At 54.2% G+C, this 17461-nt stretch carries 9 protein-coding genes; 4 read left to right on the forward strand and 5 right to left on the reverse strand.

The window, feature by feature from the left end; genetic code table 11:
• Positions 1 to 378 precede the first annotated feature (378 nt).
• Positions 379 to 5340, forward strand: coding sequence for an outer membrane protein assembly factor BamB family protein (locus tag A6X21_RS21265; protein ID WP_068852494.1), 4962 nt, complete (start codon positions 379 to 381; stop codon positions 5338 to 5340).
• A gap of 67 nt (positions 5341 to 5407) precedes the next feature.
• Positions 5408 to 6370, forward strand: a complete 963-nt coding sequence (locus A6X21_RS21270) for a UbiA family prenyltransferase (protein WP_083233814.1) — start codon at positions 5408 to 5410, stop codon at positions 6368 to 6370.
• A 245-nt stretch (positions 6371 to 6615) separates the two neighbouring features.
• On the opposite strand, the gene A6X21_RS21275 is transcribed toward A6X21_RS21270, so the two are convergent.
• On the reverse strand, positions 6616 to 6942 hold the full coding sequence (locus A6X21_RS21275; RefSeq protein ID WP_068852500.1) for a hypothetical protein: 327 nt from the start codon (positions 6940 to 6942) through the stop codon (positions 6616 to 6618).
• Between the two features lie 376 nt (positions 6943 to 7318).
• Positions 7319 to 8224, reverse strand: a complete 906-nt coding sequence (locus A6X21_RS21285) for an Fpg/Nei family DNA glycosylase (protein ID WP_068852506.1) — start codon at positions 8222 to 8224, stop codon at positions 7319 to 7321.
• 516 nt (positions 8225 to 8740) lie between these two features.
• On the opposite strand from A6X21_RS21285, the gene A6X21_RS21290 reads away from it, so the two are divergent.
• Positions 8741 to 10468, forward strand: a complete 1728-nt coding sequence (locus A6X21_RS21290; RefSeq protein ID WP_068852509.1) for a DUF1598 domain-containing protein — start codon at positions 8741 to 8743, stop codon at positions 10466 to 10468.
• A gap of 152 nt (positions 10469 to 10620) precedes the next feature.
• Here the strand turns inward: A6X21_RS21290 and A6X21_RS21295 are convergent, their stop codons facing one another.
• On the reverse strand, positions 10621 to 12465 hold the full coding sequence (locus tag A6X21_RS21295; RefSeq protein WP_165603896.1) for a TrkH family potassium uptake protein: 1845 nt from the start codon (positions 12463 to 12465) through the stop codon (positions 10621 to 10623).
• 376 nt (positions 12466 to 12841) lie between these two features.
• On the opposite strand from A6X21_RS21295, the gene A6X21_RS21305 reads away from it, so the two are divergent.
• A complete protein-coding gene (locus A6X21_RS21305) occupies positions 12842 to 14218 on the forward strand; it encodes a sialate O-acetylesterase (protein ID WP_068852515.1) in 1377 nt (458 codons plus the stop codon).
• 664 nt (positions 14219 to 14882) lie between these two features.
• Here A6X21_RS21305 and A6X21_RS21315 read toward each other — a convergent pair.
• Complete coding sequence (locus tag A6X21_RS21315) at positions 14883 to 16382, reverse strand: aspartate aminotransferase family protein (RefSeq protein WP_068852734.1); 1500 nt, start codon at positions 16380 to 16382, stop codon at positions 14883 to 14885.
• A gap of 72 nt (positions 16383 to 16454) precedes the next feature.
• Positions 16455 to 17339, reverse strand: coding sequence for an alpha/beta fold hydrolase (locus A6X21_RS21320; protein ID WP_083233817.1), 885 nt, complete (start codon positions 17337 to 17339; stop codon positions 16455 to 16457).
• Positions 17340 to 17461 lie beyond the last annotated feature (122 nt).

Below are 17461 nucleotides of genomic sequence, written 5' to 3' on the forward strand. Positions count from 1 at the left end.
CTCGCAACCAAGCCGTCGTGGTTCCGGAAATCGCAGGTGAGCACATCGCAAGCCGATCACGTCACAAAATTGGTGCAACCAACATTCAAGCGAGATCCAGTGGAACCCGCTACGAACTCTATTTTTTCAGGAACTGTCAGTTCACGTGCTTACTTCTTACATCCACCTGGGTATTGTACTAGGTGGTGACTGTTGCACTTCGACAAATGATCCTGCGCAGGCTGGGTTAGAACCAAAACAGAATTCACTCGGATTGCCAGCCGGATGTTCGTATCCAGTATTGCTTCAAACAGCGTTTTGCCGCCAGCCGCACCAGACGGGCCAGGTCTCTCGAGTCATTCGTTCAGCGGGACGATCAGTTTCTGAGAAGGATGAGGAATGGGTCAGCGTCAAACCAATCAGAACTCTCGACTCAAGATCGTGGTGACCGCAGGTCTGGTGACCGCATTGCTGATCGTGGCGATGTATCAGACGCCAAATGCGAATGCCCAGAATCGCGGCTTAGGCCCGCTGGGTAAAATAATCCAGCGAATTCTTGTCCCTCAGGCTGTCGATCGTGATGACGAACCCGATGAAGCCAGAAAAGAGCGTGGTTCCCGAGATCGCGACCATATCGATAGTCGTGCACCGCAGGACCAGAAACTGCAATCCGCTTATCGTGCTGCACTGGAAGGGGTCGAAAAACAACAGGACTGGGCAACCGCCATGGATGTCCTGCAACGAGTGCTCGATCACGATAACGACTCGCTCGAACGCAATCAGGATGGCACCTGGACATCTCTCAAGTGGCTGGCCACACAGACGTTGTTGCGAGCCCCCGAAAATGTTCGACGAACTTATATCGAGCGGTACGCTCCACTGGCCGAGGCACTTCGCAAAGAAGCCCGGCAAACCAGCGATCGCACTCGACTGACCAGCGTCGCCACTCGTTTTATGCTGACACCTGCAGGCCAGCTTGCTGCCGATGAACTTGCTCTCGGAAGCCTCGATCGTGGTGAATACGGCCTGGCCAGTCGCTGGCATGAGATGCTCTGGCTCGCCCAGGCCGAGTTCGTCAAGAACCCTCCCTGGCAATTGAGAGCCGCACTCACAGCCAAATATGCGGGCCGAAAAGAGTTTCTCGAGACCCTCACAAAAAGCTGGCCGGAATGGAAACAGGGAGCCAGTCTTGCCAGTGGAGAAATTCGCCAGCCACTCCAATGGCTGGATCGCATGCATACGATTATCGAACCACCACCTCAGTCATTGACAGAGCAGTGGATCCCGCAGGGTCTTGGCGGCCGGGTTTCGGCATCCAAAACGAGCGACTACGTCCTCCTGCCACTTTATGCGCATCCCATCTCGACCAGTTCTTATCTGCTCGAGCGCATCCGCACCATGACCGAGGAATTGCTGGAATCAGGGAGGATCCCGCTGCTCACCAATCAGCCACTCGTCGTTGGTGATCGATTGATTGTCCGCGATCTGGGCGGCGTCCAGGTGTACGACATACGCACAGGTCGCTCGTTATGGCAAACCGAGATGACCGTGGTCCCGGAAAATGTCTTCCTCGATTCCCCTGCAGCCAACGGAACACTCCCCTTTCGCGGGAACGTTCGCATCAATCGAGCGGCGGGGATCCGCATGGCCCGCAATGGAATGGTCACCGATTCTTCCATGGACGATAATGGCGACTCGGCAGACTACCATCCGCTGGGAACTTTGCTCTTCCGCGAAGGGACCTACAACTCCCTCTCGTCCGATGGCCAGCGGCTCTTTGTCGTCGAGGATCAGGCCGTCATTACTCGTGCCAATCCTGGCAATCAATGGTCCATGAATGGCAACATTCAAGACCCTCTCGGACAGAATTGGCGAAGTAACCGACTGACAGCCTACGACCTGACTTCCGGACGCATTCTCTGGACAATTGGTGGCGGTGGTGCCCAGGATTCACTCGGCTTGCCACTCGCTGGTGGCTACTTCCACAGCGCCCCATTGCCCGATCGCGACGAACTCCTCGTCACCTGCGAAATTGCTGGCGAAGTCCGTTTAGTCGCTCTCAATCCCCAGTCCGGCTCAATGCAGTGGTCTCAACTGATTGGCTACCCGGATTCCAAAATTGAAGACGATATTGCCCGCCGATGGATCAACAATTCCGTCGCCACCAGCCAGGGAATCATCATCTGCCCTACGACTTTAGGGTGGCTGGTGGCTGTGGATCGTGAACGGCATTCGATCCTCTGGGCTCAAAGGTATTCCGAGATTCACGAAACGCGCGGGATGTCTCACCAGGGGGCTGAGTTGCTGGGTATGCAATCATTAGGCTCGGAATGGCACGGCTCAATTCCCAGCATTATGGGCGATGCCGTCGTCTATGCTCCTGCGGAAAGCCAGCACCTATTCTGTTTTGATCTCCTCAGTGGCCGCCAGCGATGGAAGATAGATCGTGGAAATCATGTCTTTGTCGCAGCGGTGACACCCACGGCTGTCGTACTGGCACATCCACGTGGTCTGACAGCTTTAAATCTCGCTGACGGACAATCCTTATGGACAACCGAACTTCCCGAGTCGGATCTTCTGGCGGGACGTGGTGTTCTGGGAAATGGCGAATATCTTGCCCCTTCCCGCCAGGGACGAATCTATTCCATCAATTTACAGGATGGTGGCATCACAGGAACACGGCGAACCGCCAACGATAGCGCCTACTTGGGCAATCTGGTGGCTGCAGGAGATCGACTTGTCTCGTTCAGTACAGACGGCCTGGTGACTTATACTTCCCGGCCTCAACTGGCCCGCTGGCTGAAAAACACGCAAGAAAACGCACCTCAGATGCATTCATTGCGCGCACAACTCGCCTTAGTCGAAAGACGGCCTCGCGAAGCTCGCCAGGCACTCGATGAAGCTTTTCAGACTTTGGACGCAGCCTGGATTCTGCAGGCTTTACCGCCTGATGCGATCACGACAGATCGCACGAGCACCAGTCCATCAAAGAGCGAACCTCTATCACCCGATGATTCGACCTATCCACTCACTCCCGAAAGTTTTCGTCGCATTGTCTGGACGGTCTCATTAACCCGATTGCATGAGGGGAATTTCGACCAGATCGATCTGGATCGATTATCGCGGGCTGCTTCGACCACAGCCGAAAAAGGGCTCGCCATCGCTCACAGTTTAAGAGCTCGTTCCCGCCAGACTCCCGATATCAAATTCTTCAATGAACTGACGGCATTTGTCGAAAGCTTTGGCAACAACACATTCCCGGATGACCAGAATTCATCGATTCGCCTGACCGGCAAAGCCTGGGCTCGTGGTTTACTGCGGGAGATGACACTTCCCCGGCAGAAGGATTCTTCCACACTCAAGTCGTCCTCTGAAAAAATCGCCTCTGCTGATGAGCAACAGGCGGTCGCCAGTGCCTGGTCCGAACTGCTCCGCAAACAACTCGCATCTTCAGCTCCGGATTCAAAACAGGAACCTTCTGATCAGAAAACTCCTGCTCAGGAAATCGCCGGACGGAACTTTCAATTGCTGCTGGAACTGGCTGATTTTCATCCGGTCACCCAGAACTTGAAGCTTGCGGCAATCGATCAACTCATCGAGAACAAACTTCTGGCCGAAGCCGAACTCAAACTCCTGCTGTGGAAATCAAGTTCCTTAGAAGCTCAGCAGTCACTCCTCGATGAAAGGCTCGCGAAGATAACCGCCCTTTTAAATGCTGAGCAGGATCTCGCAGCCCTGAAGCGTTCCGAAACTCAGGTCAGTCAGTCACCAGCCAGTCAGCCAGGCACACCTGCACCAGCAACTCTGCCGGTGGCTCAGGGAGAAGCCACAACAACTCCTGCAAATGGTGATCAGGTCGTTGCCTCTGCACCAAACCCACCGGCCCCGTGGGGTATGGAGACCATGGGAGCCACCTATTCGCAGCAGATGCAGACCGGCACTCTCTCTTCGAATCTGCCGTCGATTTCGGCCTACCGATACGATGTCGATCATCAGGCTCAAAAAATCGCCTTTCGCCATCGAAGTAACCCCGCGTGGAACTGGCGGCCATCACTGGCCGGTTCTCGCAATCGAGGTAATCAGCATACGGTGGCACTGACCGTTGGTCACTCGGTCTACGTTCTGCATCAGCAGGTCCTCACGCTGCTTTCTCCGCTCGAGAAAAAATCGATCTGGAGCTATTCGCTGGAAGAGACTGGACCCAATGCCCGGAGTGGCCACAGACCGAGCCCGATGGGCTTGATCGATACTGAGAACAACATGATCTCGCTGCTGGCTTCGGAACAACTGAATGCTCGCGGTCGCTTTGCAGGGGCTTCTCCCGGCGGACTGGTTCTGTTCGGCAAACGAACTCTCGATGTCTTTGATCCTGTCACTGGCGATTTAAGGTGGCAGAAAATCAATATGAGAGCCGACAGTCGAGTGATTGTCCTCAACGATTATCTGCTGATCTACTCATTTGAACGATCGCAGATGGCTGTTCATCGCTTAGACGATGGTCGCGAAATTTCCACTCCCTGGGAGTCCCAGCGGCTACACCAGGCTATTGGTACGACAGGCAACAGTCTGATCCTGTTTGACAGAAACACCAAGCGAAGCATTCTGGGGTTGGTCTCTGGCAACTGCACAATCCGCAAAGAAAGCCCAATCACGGGAAAAGTCGAGTGGAGCCTGGGACTTCCTGCCGGGACTGCCGTTTCCGAAATCACGGAAGGCACGTGGTTTGTCTCCAAGCCTTCCGGAGAGACTTTACTGTTAAGTGCCGAGACAGGCACCAGTCAGAGCCTGGGTGCGATTCCACTCTCTGCTCGCGGCACACATCGAGGCGAAAAGTTCGTCTCGACGGATGGCGAACGCATTTACCTGTTCCTGAATGACAACCGCTACAGCGACGCCCGCTTTGCCGACAGCCTGTCGAGCCATCGCGCCAGTGGTGAGATTTTCACCTGGAACCTCGCCACAGGAAAACTCCTTTGGAATTGCAAAATTGCGAACCAGCAACTGGCCATGGACAGCCTCGCAGATGCTCCTGTCCTGGTGTTTGCTTCGCGAAGCTGGAAACAGAAGGCTGATGTGCATTACTCCATGCTCTGGATGGATGTCATCGATAAGGCCACCGGGACCAGCCTCTTCAGCCAGTCTCGACCATTTGCCTCCTCTGGTCTGCACAGCTTCTCGGTCACACCGGATGGTCAGAAAGTCGAATTGGCCACATACAACATGAAACTGCGTCTGGGTCCTGTGCATGCTCCATCGACCAAATCTGCTGATGCCAACCCTGACGCAACTCCCAAAGCCGATTCACCAGCCAGCCCCGCCGAGCCTGCGAAGCCCTCAAGCAGGCCGGAAGGCAGTACGTAACGAGTCCTGCTGCGGTTGAATCCAGATCAACAAGCTTCATGGCTTTTGGCTGTTGATTGAGATCGTGATGGCAATAACCCATTTTCCAAGAACCATCGGCACCGAAAGGTCGATTCACTTCATGAAGGCGTGGCTGCAGATTCTCAGGCTCCCCGCAGTATTCACGGCCATGGCCGATATCTTTGCAGGGTTTATCCTTTCCCACCAATCTCTGCAGCCTGTGAATCAGTTTCTGCTGCTTCTGGGGAGTTCGAGCTGCCTGTATCTCGCCGGCATGGTGCTGAACGACTATTTCGACCGTGAACTGGATGCGATTGAAAGACCCGAGCGACCGATTCCCTCGGGTCGAATTTCAGCCAGTACCGCTTTGCTGGCAGGTTTTCTTCTGTTGATTGTCGGCACTGGCCTTGCATTACTCGCTGGTCCGACATCGGCGATCATGGCCGGAATTCTGGCATTCTTTGTTGTCTCTTACGATGCGCTCACCAAAGGGAGTTGGCTGGGCCCTATCAATATGGGGCTTTGCCGAGGCTTGAACCTGCTGCTGGGTGCCAGTGCTGGCAACGCTTTCGTTGAGATTTTTGCTCAGCCGCAATTGATGGCCGCCTTCGCCATGGGCACATACATTGCCGGAGTGACGTTGTTTGCGAGAGATGAATCCCATGAAGTTCCAGGACAACTCAGCACTTCGACCAAAATCTCGCTGATCGGAGGAGTGCTGGGCGTGGCAGCCGGTCTGGGATTACTATGCGCCATGTTCGCTTCATCTCCAGACGCTGCAGGAAATCCGCAGACGGCCTGGTTCGTCATCCTGCTCATCGGGTTTTCTGCGATTCGACGAATGCTGATGGCGATCCGAACTCCCTCACCACAGATCATTCAGTCCACCGTGAAACTGTTGCTGTTCTCTTATGTGATCTGCAGTGGAGTCGTTGTGCACTGGTCCACGAATAATCCATGGCTCTCTTTTGGAACCGTCGCGTTGTTAATCCCGGCCATGCTCCTCGGGCGGCTGATTCGTCTGACGTAGTCGACGGCCAGCTTCCGTAAGTTTTTGCCCATGAAAGATTATGTGAGGAAAGATCGTCTCATAGAAAGATTGCGTGGGCCGCACGTCTGATTGGTGACCCGAAGTCAGATCACAACGAAAAACCCTGCCAGAGAATAACTCCCGGGCAGGGTCTGATCAGCTATCCCAACGAATCTCACAACACCTCCGGCCCCGACAGAAAGTTTAAGGGCCGAAGATTGCGAGTGAGCAGGAACTGAGAAACCTTATGGGTTTTCAGCGTCCTTCTTGGGTTCTTCAGCCTTAGTTTCTTCAGCCTTTGTCTCGGCAGGCTTGGCTTCTTCGGCCTTTGGTGCTTCAGCCTTGGGCTCTTCGGCCTTGGTTTCAGCGGGCTTGGTTTCAGCGGGCTTAGGATCGGCTGGCATTTCGGCGGCAGCAGGCTTTTCGGAAGTTGGAGCCATTTCGCCACCTACACCAGAATGACCAGGTGCTGCCTTTGGTGGAGTGGTCGTCTTTGCGGCAGGCTTAGAATCACAGCCAGAAACGAGTGCCACTGCAATTGCACATCCAAGACTCAATACAACCTGCTTCATGATCATCCTTCAAATCTAAAACATCGTAAACGGGCAAGTACGGCACATGGAACCGGCTGAACTACAGCCAGTTCCTTATCACGACAAACGGCTTTGGACGACGAGGCAGTTTTCAAATCAGTGCGAAGTTTCAAAGCTCACCGAAAAGAGTTCACCTTTCAGCGAGCTGCCCCAAAGTCTTCAATCAGCGTTTGTCTTGTCCGACTTACTCTTCACCACTTCAGTACATGTTTTAACATGCCTGAAGGTCAATTTCCTGCACGAATTTTCCTTTTTCAAGAATGCAGAAGATTCTGTTTCGTCGTATCGCTCCCGATACAACTTCGCTAACCCGCACATTTCGAGATTTCTGGCCGCATGATCTTCGCATGCGATGTCAGGATTTTTTCTGTTTACCGGGCCGCTTCTTCATGACTGTCTGACACGCTTCGCAATAAAACGTGGATCGCTGAGCCTGCACAATCCTCACGATCACACCCGACCGGCATGTTGAACAAACCTCACCCGCCTTGGCATAAACGAGGTGTTCATTCTGATATCCCCCCGATTTATTGAGGGCATTGCGATAGGTTCCATCAGAAAGTGTCGAACCTTCATAGTGAATGGCCAGTTCAAGGATCTGCCGGGCGGCGTTTGCCAGACGTTCCCATTCATCCCGGTGGAGTTGACGGGCAGCAGTTAAAGGTGTGATCCCAGCCCGATGCAGAATTTCACTGGCGTAGAGATTCCCCACTCCTGCCACCAGTTTCTGATCAAGCATGGCTACCTTCACCGGGCGCGACGTTTTTCCGAGTGCCGCTTTCCATCCCTCAGCATCCAGCGACAACGCATCTGGCCCGATCTGATGGCTTGATAAAAGCTTCTCCAGTTCCCCCGGCGGTCTCCAGGTTACTGTTCCCAATCCCCGACGATCCCAGAACCAGACTGATGTGGATTTTTCCTTTCCTTTCGTCTGGGAACGATGCGAGTCCGCCGGTGCCAGACGAAACTCCAGTCGCAAGTGCTCGGCACTGGGTGGGTTTGCCAACAGCATCAAGCCCGTCATTCTCGGCTCAATTGCCAGTGTCGATTCATCCGAAAAATCGAGCACCACCCGTTTACCCAGCCGCCATACGCGCTGAATCACCTTGCCAGCCACACGCTCACAGACCGTTTGCTCGTCAGGAAGGATTGTGAGCGGTCGATAAGCGGTCTCAAGAATTCTGAGAGCGACGAGTCTCTGAGCTTCGAGGGCTGATCGAACGCCTCGAACCATGGTCTCCACTTCCGGCAGTTCCGGCAAAACAGGTCACTCCTCAAAAAAAAATCACGATTTCCAGCAGGCTCTCTCGCCCTGACAGCAGGTCTGGCCGATGTGACGATGACAGGACATCAGGTTTTGATGTCGTTCTGACTCCACAACCTCGCACAACGTCAGTCAGATGGGGTTCTGCATCGAATTCTATCTTTGACGATTATTCCTTCGAAATCCATTCTGCCTGAATCAAGCACTAAAGATTTTGCAGGGGGAGAAAACTCATCCAGCGTACCGACTGCTCCCAAAAACTTGTGAGAGCCTGCGAAAATTCGCTGGCAAAAAGAGGGGGCACTTAGACAAACTAGAGAAAGAAAATTTCTTGCCTGCTCGGCAGCTCATACTGCCCATATTCGTAATTCCGCCTTTTGTTATCTGAATAGCGCGGGGCTTGTTGACTCCTGAATCCACCACAGGTGATGAACAACCCTCATCCATATTGTCTTTGATTGAACTTTCAGACTGGGTTCGGTCTGGTCCTTGGTCAACCGGGAAATGATCTTCATGATTCCGACAACTCTCCGCCGCTCACTTGCCAATTGGGGCGTTCGTACCATGCTCGCTCTCGGGGCTCTCTCCTCGATGAGTGTTGCTCAGGCCGCTATCGGCGACGCAGTGAATGCTCATCTCAATGCGGGCGAATTTGGACAGGCGACAGATCTCGCACTGACAGCAAACTCTCCTGAGGAACGTACAGCACTTCTGCAGCAAATTGCCGCCGCCCAGGCCGCTACGGGTGAATTCCAACCTTCCCGCGTCACACTCAGTCGCATCAATGATCGAGCCGCCCGGCAAGCGGCCCGTCGCGCTGCGGCTGGGGCCACCCATGCCGGTGGCGGGTTGCAGCCCGACTTCCGCACACTCGAACTCATCATTATGGAAAACACCAGTGCGACCAACTGGGATGAAATCGATGGTGGTGACGGTGCCATTACTCCATTCCCGACAGGTGTTCGTGTCGATGGTCATGGCCTGCTGGAACGGCAGACACAGGTGACCAGCACCGCCCTGAAGGCACTTCGCGAAAATGTTCGCACACCGGCTGTCAATCAGGAACTTCAACAATCCAGCGGCTTGCGTCTGGTGTCTTTGAAGAGACTTGAGCAGGCGGTCGCTCAGCGGCTTGAAGATGGTCTGCCAGTACCTGAATCAATGAGCCGATTTGCCGGCCTGACCTCCATCGAATATGTCTTCGTCTATCCCGAAGATAAGGACATTGTGGTGGGTGGCCCGGCTGAAGGCTGGTCTGTCGATGCTGCAGGGCGTGCGATTGGAACATCCAGCCAGCAACCTGTCCTTAGCCTCGATGATTTTGTCACTGTTTTGCGTGCCTACTCGCAGGGGACTGCTGATTTCGGCTGCTCGATCAATACTCGCGAAGCCGGTGTGAAAGCTCTCATGGAGTATGCCGAGACTTCTCAGCAGAAAGGGCCGCTGGCTCCTGCTGCTGTGAAGAGCTGGGTCAATCAGCTTCAGAAAAAGCTGGGCCGGCAGGATATTGTGGTCTGGGGTATCCCAGCCGACAGCCATGCCGCCCGGACTCTGGTTGAAGCGGATTATCGCATGAAACTCGTTGGCGTCGATCAACTGGATCTCGCCAAGGAAGTTCCCAGCTACTTCGATCTACTCCCCCCTTCGCTGCAGAAGAGTGGTTCGATGGATGCCCTCCGCTGGTGGCTGACACTCGATTGCCAGAGCATTTCGCATTCACCAGATCGCGATACTTTCCAGCTTGCTGGAACAGCCGTGAAGTGCCAGTCGGAGAATCAGCTCCTTACAGCCGATGGTAAGCACCTGCCCACAGGTCTGTCAGAAGCCACAAACCGCCAGTTCGCCGAAAATTTCACCACGAACTACGACACACTGGCTGCCAACGATCTTGTCTTCGGAGAAGCGAAAAATATCTTCGAACTGGCCATGGCTGCTGCCATCATCACTCATGAAAAACTCGATCAGAAAGTTTCATGGGATTATGGTGTCTTCGCTGCTGGTGAAAGCTATGACCCTGCACACCTGCCAGTCCCCACAGAAGTCGATTCGGTCGTCAATCACCGCGTTTACAACGGTAAGAATATCGTTGTGCAGGTCGCTGGCGGTGTTCGCGCCAATGCTGCTCAAATGGTACAGGATAAAGACCGACAGCAGGTGGCACCAAAGCTGGAGACTGTCTCCCAAACAGCAGCGAGGCCACAACTCCCTGAAGGTCGCTGGTGGTGGGATGCGGCCCGCTAATCAACTCCTGGCCTGATTCCAAAAACAGGCGTAAAACAATTCACAGCCCTGGAACTGAAGTCGATTCAGTTTCAGGGCTGTGTCGTTTGCCAGCCTGGTACTCAGGAATGATCGATAGCCGCGAGGTTCCCACTTTTTGGCAACCTCATCTTTCAGCCCAACGAAATACGCTCATCCGGGTAACGATACACCGCCTGGCTCGCTGAACCTGCCAGAGCCACCATCAATGTGACGGCGCCAATTCGGCCGATGAACATCGTCGCAATCAATGCCAGTTGCGAAAGGGGCTTCAGACTCGGCGTAATCCCCGTAGAAACTCCGACTGTCGCGAAGGCACTTGTAGCTTCATAAAAATGATCGAGAAACAGCGCAGGTTTGTTCTCCACAATCACCAGGATAAGCGTGCAGCCAATAATCGCCGTGAGTGACAAGGCCACAATCGACAAGCCGCGCAGAATCTGCTCCTGAGGGATCGTGCGGCCTCCCGCTTCAATATGACTCTTCTGCTGAAGGACTGACCTCAACGTCAGGATCGCCACGGCAAAACATGTCGTTTTGATCCCCCCACCTGTCGATCCGGGGGACGCCCCGATAAACATCAGCACGATGCCAATCAGTTTGCTCGCAGGCGTTAACTGACCATGATCGATGGTATTAAAGCCGGCGGTTCGTAATGTGACCGAATGGAACCAGGCATTCGCAATCTGTTGCCAGATCGTCTGGCCCGCCACAGGACGACCCAGCTCTGTCAGAAATAATACGACAGCTCCACCCACCAGAAGTGCGATTGTCACTCGAAAGACAATTCTGGTCGTTAAGGAAACCCGCATGCGGCCTGTCGCAGCCAGGATTTTCTGAGGCATGAAGATCTTTAGAAATTGATGGCTCGCTATCTCTCGCAGATTATGGAGTGGCCCGAAGCCGATCCCTCCCAGAATGATGAGCAGGGCAATCCCTCCCCAGACCTCTGGTCGCAGTTCTCGCCCGATCAGGCCCTCGGCATGCAGACAAAAGCCGGCATTGCAAAATGCACTGACTGAATGAAAAACACTGTAAAAAATCTGCTCGCCTAGAGGCAAATGGCTCCATAATCCGGAAATCGCCACTGCACCCACGAGTTCGATGACCAGCGTAAAGGCAATAATGTCCTTAATCAGCCCCGAAACGTCGCCGAGTCGATCGGATTCCAGCAGATCGCGAAAAGTGGCCGCTTCCCTTGCAGCAATGTTGCGAGTTACAACCAGCGCAATGAATGCTCCAAACGACATAATTCCCAGCCCACCGGCCTGAATTAGCCCCAGGATGACACACTGGCCCGTCCGGCTCCAGAATGTTCCGGGATCAACCACATTCAACCCGGTCACACAGCAGGCACTGGTGGCGGTAAACAAGGCTTCCAGCCACGTTGCAGGTGGCAAGCCTTCAGGTCGGCAGCGAGGTAGCATCAGCAGAAGTGTGCCACTGAAAATCAGCAGGAGAAAACTGGCCACAAAAACCAGGGCGGGGCTCAAACCGGCTTCGGTCGACCAGCGGATCAGTCGAATCAGCGAGGAAATCCCTCGCAAGAGCCCAAACAATTCCGTCCAGAAAACCATCCCCTGACCAGGGCCGTGCGTCCCTGCAATTTCTTCCTGAATGACTTCCATCGTCGCCGTGGGAATTGAAAAGGCGATGGCTCCAAGAAACCAGATCACGGTAATGGTCACAAGGAGCGCGTGAGATCGCAGAAAAGTCGATCGGGTGCGACTCCACCAATACCGTATTGGCAATGTCACCACTGGCAATGCCAGGCAGCCTGCAGTCAAACCCAGGAGCCACCAGTTAGAATTGGTCAATTCCTGCCCGGGTAAGCTTTCCTTTTGACGGACAAACCCCTGGTCGCTTAACACCAGCAGCAAGGCCACCAAACCACTCAGCCATTCAAGCAGGATCAAAGCCCGATTGAGGCGCGGATGAAGTGACGTACTATCGTCAAACTGAAACGGGAGCGAGGGCATATTCATGCTGCAAGAAGATAACAGATTTTCGATTCACTGGTGATTCCATTTGAAGTTCATCTGTCGGCAGCAACGTCCCATCAAAATGCACCGATGCTTGCATCTCTCCCATGAACATGTTTAGTTATCAGCAGATTAACCCTGCTCCCACTGTCAGTTGCCGGCGTTTGTCGTGATCCGTGGTGCTCAGCAGCCAGCGGGCCATGAGCGCCCCAACTGAATCCTCCGATCTTTCTCTCCAGGAATCTGCCTCATGATTGGTTCAAAACGAGTACCGCATTCGATGGAAACTGCTTGGAAAGCATGCTCCTGCTCTCGAAGCTGGCTGGTGGCAGCAACTTGCGCCGTCTTGTCCGTGGCTTCTTCGGCATCCGCCATGGCCGATGTCAAACTGCCATCGATCTTCAGTGACAACATGGCCCTCCAGCAGGGAGTACCTCTCAAGGTCTGGGGTTGGGCCGACGAAGGCGAAGATGTCACCGTCACGATTGGTTCGAACACCGCCACGACAAAAGCGACCGGTGGTTCATGGAAAGTGCAACTGCCAGCGATCGAAAAGTTTGGCCCGACGACTTTCAAAGTCGCCGGCAAAAACACCATTGAACCCAAGAACGTGATTGTTGCTGATGTCTGGGTCTGCTCCGGTCAGTCGAATATGGAGTGGACAGTCTCGCGTTCAATGAACGCTAAAGAGGAAATTGCAGCCGCCAAGTATCCTGGCATTCGTGTATTTATGGTACCGAGGGTGGCTGCCAATGAACCACAGAAAGACATCAACGCCAAGTGGATCGAAGTCAGTCCCGAGACGATCAGCAACGTGACAGCCGTCGGTTACTACTTCGGCCGAGACCTTCATCAGAAGCTTGATCGACCCGTCGGGTTGATTAACGATGCCTGGGGCGGGACTCTGTGCGAAGCCTGGACCAGCGCTGAAGCCCTGGCTGCCGATGCCGACTATGCCGATATCCTTAAGCGGGGTGAAGCTGCCAATAAGGACGAAAAGCAGAAAAACGGCCCCAACCGCCCTTCTGTTCTCTACAACGGGATGATTGCCCCCATCGTTCCATTTTCGATCAAGGGAGCGATCTGGTATCAAGGCGAGTCCAATGCCGGCCGTGCCGAACAGTATCGGAAACTCCTCCCCACGATGATCGCCGATTGGCGCAAGCAATGGGGCCAGGGAGACTTCCCGTTCTATATTGTTCAACTGGCCAACTATCTCGCCAAGACCCCAGAACCCGTTGACAGTGCCTGGGCCGAACTTCGCGAAGCTCAGTGGCTGACTGGCAAAAATGTTCCCAATGCCGGCACAGCCATCATCATCGATATCGGTGAAGAAAAGGACATTCACCCTCAGAACAAACAGGATGTCGGTAAGCGGCTGGCACTGCTGGCACTGAAAAATACCTACGGCAAAGATGTCCCTTCACAAGGCCCGGTTTACAAATCGATGACTGTGGAAGGAAACAAAATCCGCCTGGCGTTCGATCATGTCCATGGCGGGTTGAAGGTGGCTGGCGATGAACTCCGCAGCTTTGCCGTTTGCGGCGAAGACAAGAAGTGGGCCTGGGCCAAAGCTTCGATTGATGGCGACACCGTCGTGCTCGTCGTGCCTGACTCGATCACCAAGCCCGTCGCTGTCCGCTATGCCTGGGCCAACAATCCCGACGCGACGCTCTTCAATGCGGCCGGCCTGCCAGCCGTTCCTTTCCGCACCGATGACTTCCCCGGCGCCACCACCGGCAAGAAGTAGACCGGCATAATAAATCGCAGAATGATCAGCAGTTTGCTGGTCAGCATGAACACGACAGGCCACATACTTGTTAGCAGTATGTGGCCTGTCTTTTTGTCAGACGATGCTCTCGGTTAGGCTTCCCCGAAAACACCAGCGTGCCAGGAGTCGATCAAACATGCTTGCCCCAGGCTGCTGTCCATTACACCCAAATTCATGTCATGGTCACCCCAGGGTGGCCCGGCCAACTCGTGGCCGGGTCGTTGCGTGAAACACAACGACAAGAAGCCGCGCCATGCGCCTACCTTGCCACCATTCTGGACTTGGCCTGGGGTGGCACGACCCTGGAGCCCAAAAAACCAAGACAGTGCGGAAGGGCGTGGTTCTAGCGCGTGTGGTTGGGGTTAGATGTCTTCATCCGCCCCCAGTGAAGGAGCGTTGCCGGTATCAGTGCATCCATGGCATGCATTCAGGATTTTGACGCTGTTCGTCAGACTGCAATGAACATCCTATGTTCTGGGGGCAAACGAAGACGTTTGACCCCAGCCACGCAGCCTTCAGTGGCACCGCAAATCGGCACGCCGGCAAAGTCATGAGTAAAACACAGCCCCGAGCTGCAAGTATGGCACTCAATGCTGCGTTAAATCCTGCAATCCCTATGAAAGTGGGCACTCATTGAAAAGCCTCACGAGAGCTTTTGACGAACAGCTTTCAACAGGTTGTAGAACAGCTCCATCGAAGCTTCGACCTGCTCGCTGGTGATCACCAGTGGCGGACTGACACGCAGCACGCACCTGGCAAGCGGGCCCAGCAGATGAATCCCGTCACCCCAGGTTCCATCACTTTGAAGCCCGTGGCCTTGATAGCAGCCACTGACAATCGCTGCTGCGACTTCTGCAGGAGCCAGTCCTGCAAAGGGACCGCATTCGATCCCATATACCATTCCCTCACCGCGGACATGCGATATTAACCCGGTCTCTTTCAAACGATTCAGACCGGCCAACATTCGTGGTTCGAGATGGCGGACATGGCTCATCAAATCGCGCGACTCGAATTCATCGAGCGTGGCAACAACCGCAGCACAGGAAAGCGGATTCGCACTCCACGTGTCACTCAACTCCCCATAGGGGAGCATCTTCATCCATTTCGAAGTGCCCGCGACTGCTGCCACGGGAACACCATTTCCCAACCCCTTACCCAGCACGACAAAATCAGGTTCGACTCCGTACTTCTCAAAAGCGTACATCGAGCCCGTGCGTCCAAAATTGGCTTGAACTTCATCAAAGATGAGAAGGATGTCATGTTCCCTGCAGAACTGCTGCAGCAATTGATGGTATTCGCGCGGAGGGTGATAGCTCCCGCCACCTCCCAGATAGGGCTCAGTAATCAGACACCCGATTTTCGAACCATATTCGGCCCAGATGGACTCCAGTTCCTTTCGATAAACTGACAAATCGATGGAAACGGCTGCCGACTGATCTCGAATTTCTTCGCGGGGAAAACCAATAAAACGTACCCGAGGATCTCGTTCCCGATCACTCTCCGAGCCAGTCACGGCATTGGAAAGACCTTTCTTGCCGTGATATCCATAACGCGTGGCAAGAATCATGGGTCTCGATGGATCACGATTCAGGCAGACCCACAGGGCTTTATGGACGGCTTCTGAACCAGAGGCTGCCCAGGCAATTGTCTCCAGTCGTCTGCCGAGCGGTGTCTGTTGCAGACTTTTCACCAGACGCTCACAGGCCAGCACTTCAATCGAAGTCACACTGTTGTAAGCCGTCATGGGTAAACCCATGCCAAACTCTTCGGCACAGGTGATTTCGTCACTCTCGATGTCACCAAAGAGCAGGTTCGGTTGCCACTGGGAATACCTGGCAAACCGCCTCATCCAACGCAATGGATTATGACCCAGATTCGAAACCAGAACTCCCGATGTGAAGTCGTACAACCGGCGACCTTCGGTCGTCCAATGGTAGATTCCGGAAGATCTCGCCAGGACCGCCTGAGTAGGCGTATAGGTTCGATGAGCCGGTGGCTCCAGTTCCGAGAGTTCCTGCCGCCATTTGTTCGACTCTTCTTCGCCAGCGAAAACTTCCAGCGGATGAAACCATGCTTTTGAAGAAGCCTCTGATTCAGCAGGCCGCAGAGTCTGATCCGTTTTCTCCATTGAAGCTGGTACCATGGCGTTCATCTCCCGGTTGACGAGGATCAGCTCAACTGCTGCATTTCTCACAAACTCATCGTGCTACACACCTTAGCTGATTTCTTTTCCACGTACAAAATCGGAGATCAGTGGAAACAGCTCTTCTTGAGCATCTTCAAGAATGTAATGGCCGCAATCCGGAAAATAACGGACATGGGCCTGTGGAAATCGAACTCGCCATTCCGCCAGAAAATGGTCATCAAACACGAAATCTCTGGCACCCCAGCCAATCAGCATCGGTTTGGATTGCAGGCGATGCAGTGCCTGGGCAGTCTTCGAGACGGCGGCCCAACTGGGATGCTGCTCATTCAAAGGAATATCCTGCACGAACCGATGGACTGCCCGGCGATTGGACCACGAGTCGTAAGGGGCACAATAACTGCGAGCGACATCGGCTGGCATGGGGCGGCGAGTTACACAACTGCGGACAGCCCCCTCACTGAAAGCATTGAATCCACGAACCAGCAGTGACCCCAGCCCGGGGGTCCGGGCCAGTCGCAATTGCCACGGCACAGGCTTTTGCTTTGGAAGGGGAAACGCACCGGTATTCAGAATCACCAGTCGCTCAACCTGTTCGACATGCTCGACAGCCCAGCCGCAGCCAATCATGCCACCCCAGTCGTGTACGACAAGAGTGACCGGTTCTGTCAATTGCAGCCCGTCGATCCATTCCGCGATGTCCGAGATGCGACGTTCGAGTCGATAAGGATAGTCGCGATCGGCCGGTTTATCCGAGAGTCCACAGCCAATGTGATCCGGGACAAGACAACGATGTGTGGCTTTGAGCGAATCAATCAGGTTTCGAAAGTAATAACTCCAGTTCGGGTTTCCATGGAGCATGATGACCGGTCGCCCTGCACCGGCATCCCGGTAGTGCATCCGATGACCACTGATGGTGGCAAACTGACTGTCGGCAAAGGGAGCTGGCACAATCAACTTTCAGATCCAGACAAGCATATTCATCGAACAGCACAAGCCACGCTTGACAGCCGACTTCACTTCCAAAGCCCGCATTATCGCATCTGCAGGCAAGAATTGCATGTCCATGAGTCTCTCAG

The organism is Planctopirus hydrillae (genome assembly GCF_001707835.1).
In the GTDB taxonomy this organism is placed as follows: Bacteria; Planctomycetota; Planctomycetia; order Planctomycetales; family Planctomycetaceae; genus Planctopirus; species Planctopirus hydrillae.

Bases quoted from the DNA above. Each gene is read 5' to 3' on its own strand.
- A6X21_RS21315 (WP_068852734.1), bottom strand. From the start codon at position 16,382: ATGGTACCAGCTTCAATGGAGAAAACGGATCAGACTCTGCGGCCTGCT.
- A6X21_RS21270 (WP_083233814.1), top strand. From the start codon at position 5,408: ATGGCAATAACCCATTTTCCAAGAACCATCGGCACCGAAAGGTCGATT.
- A6X21_RS21305 (WP_068852515.1), top strand. From the start codon at position 12,842: ATGGCCGATGTCAAACTGCCATCGATCTTCAGTGACAACATGGCCCTC.
- A6X21_RS21295 (WP_165603896.1), bottom strand. From the start codon at position 12,465: ATGCCCTCGCTCCCGTTTCAGTTTGACGATAGTACGTCACTTCATCCG.
- A6X21_RS21275 (WP_068852500.1), bottom strand. From the start codon at position 6,942: ATGAAGCAGGTTGTATTGAGTCTTGGATGTGCAATTGCAGTGGCACTC.
- A6X21_RS21265 (WP_068852494.1), top strand. From the start codon at position 379: ATGGGTCAGCGTCAAACCAATCAGAACTCTCGACTCAAGATCGTGGTG.
- A6X21_RS21290 (WP_068852509.1), top strand. From the start codon at position 8,741: ATGATTCCGACAACTCTCCGCCGCTCACTTGCCAATTGGGGCGTTCGT.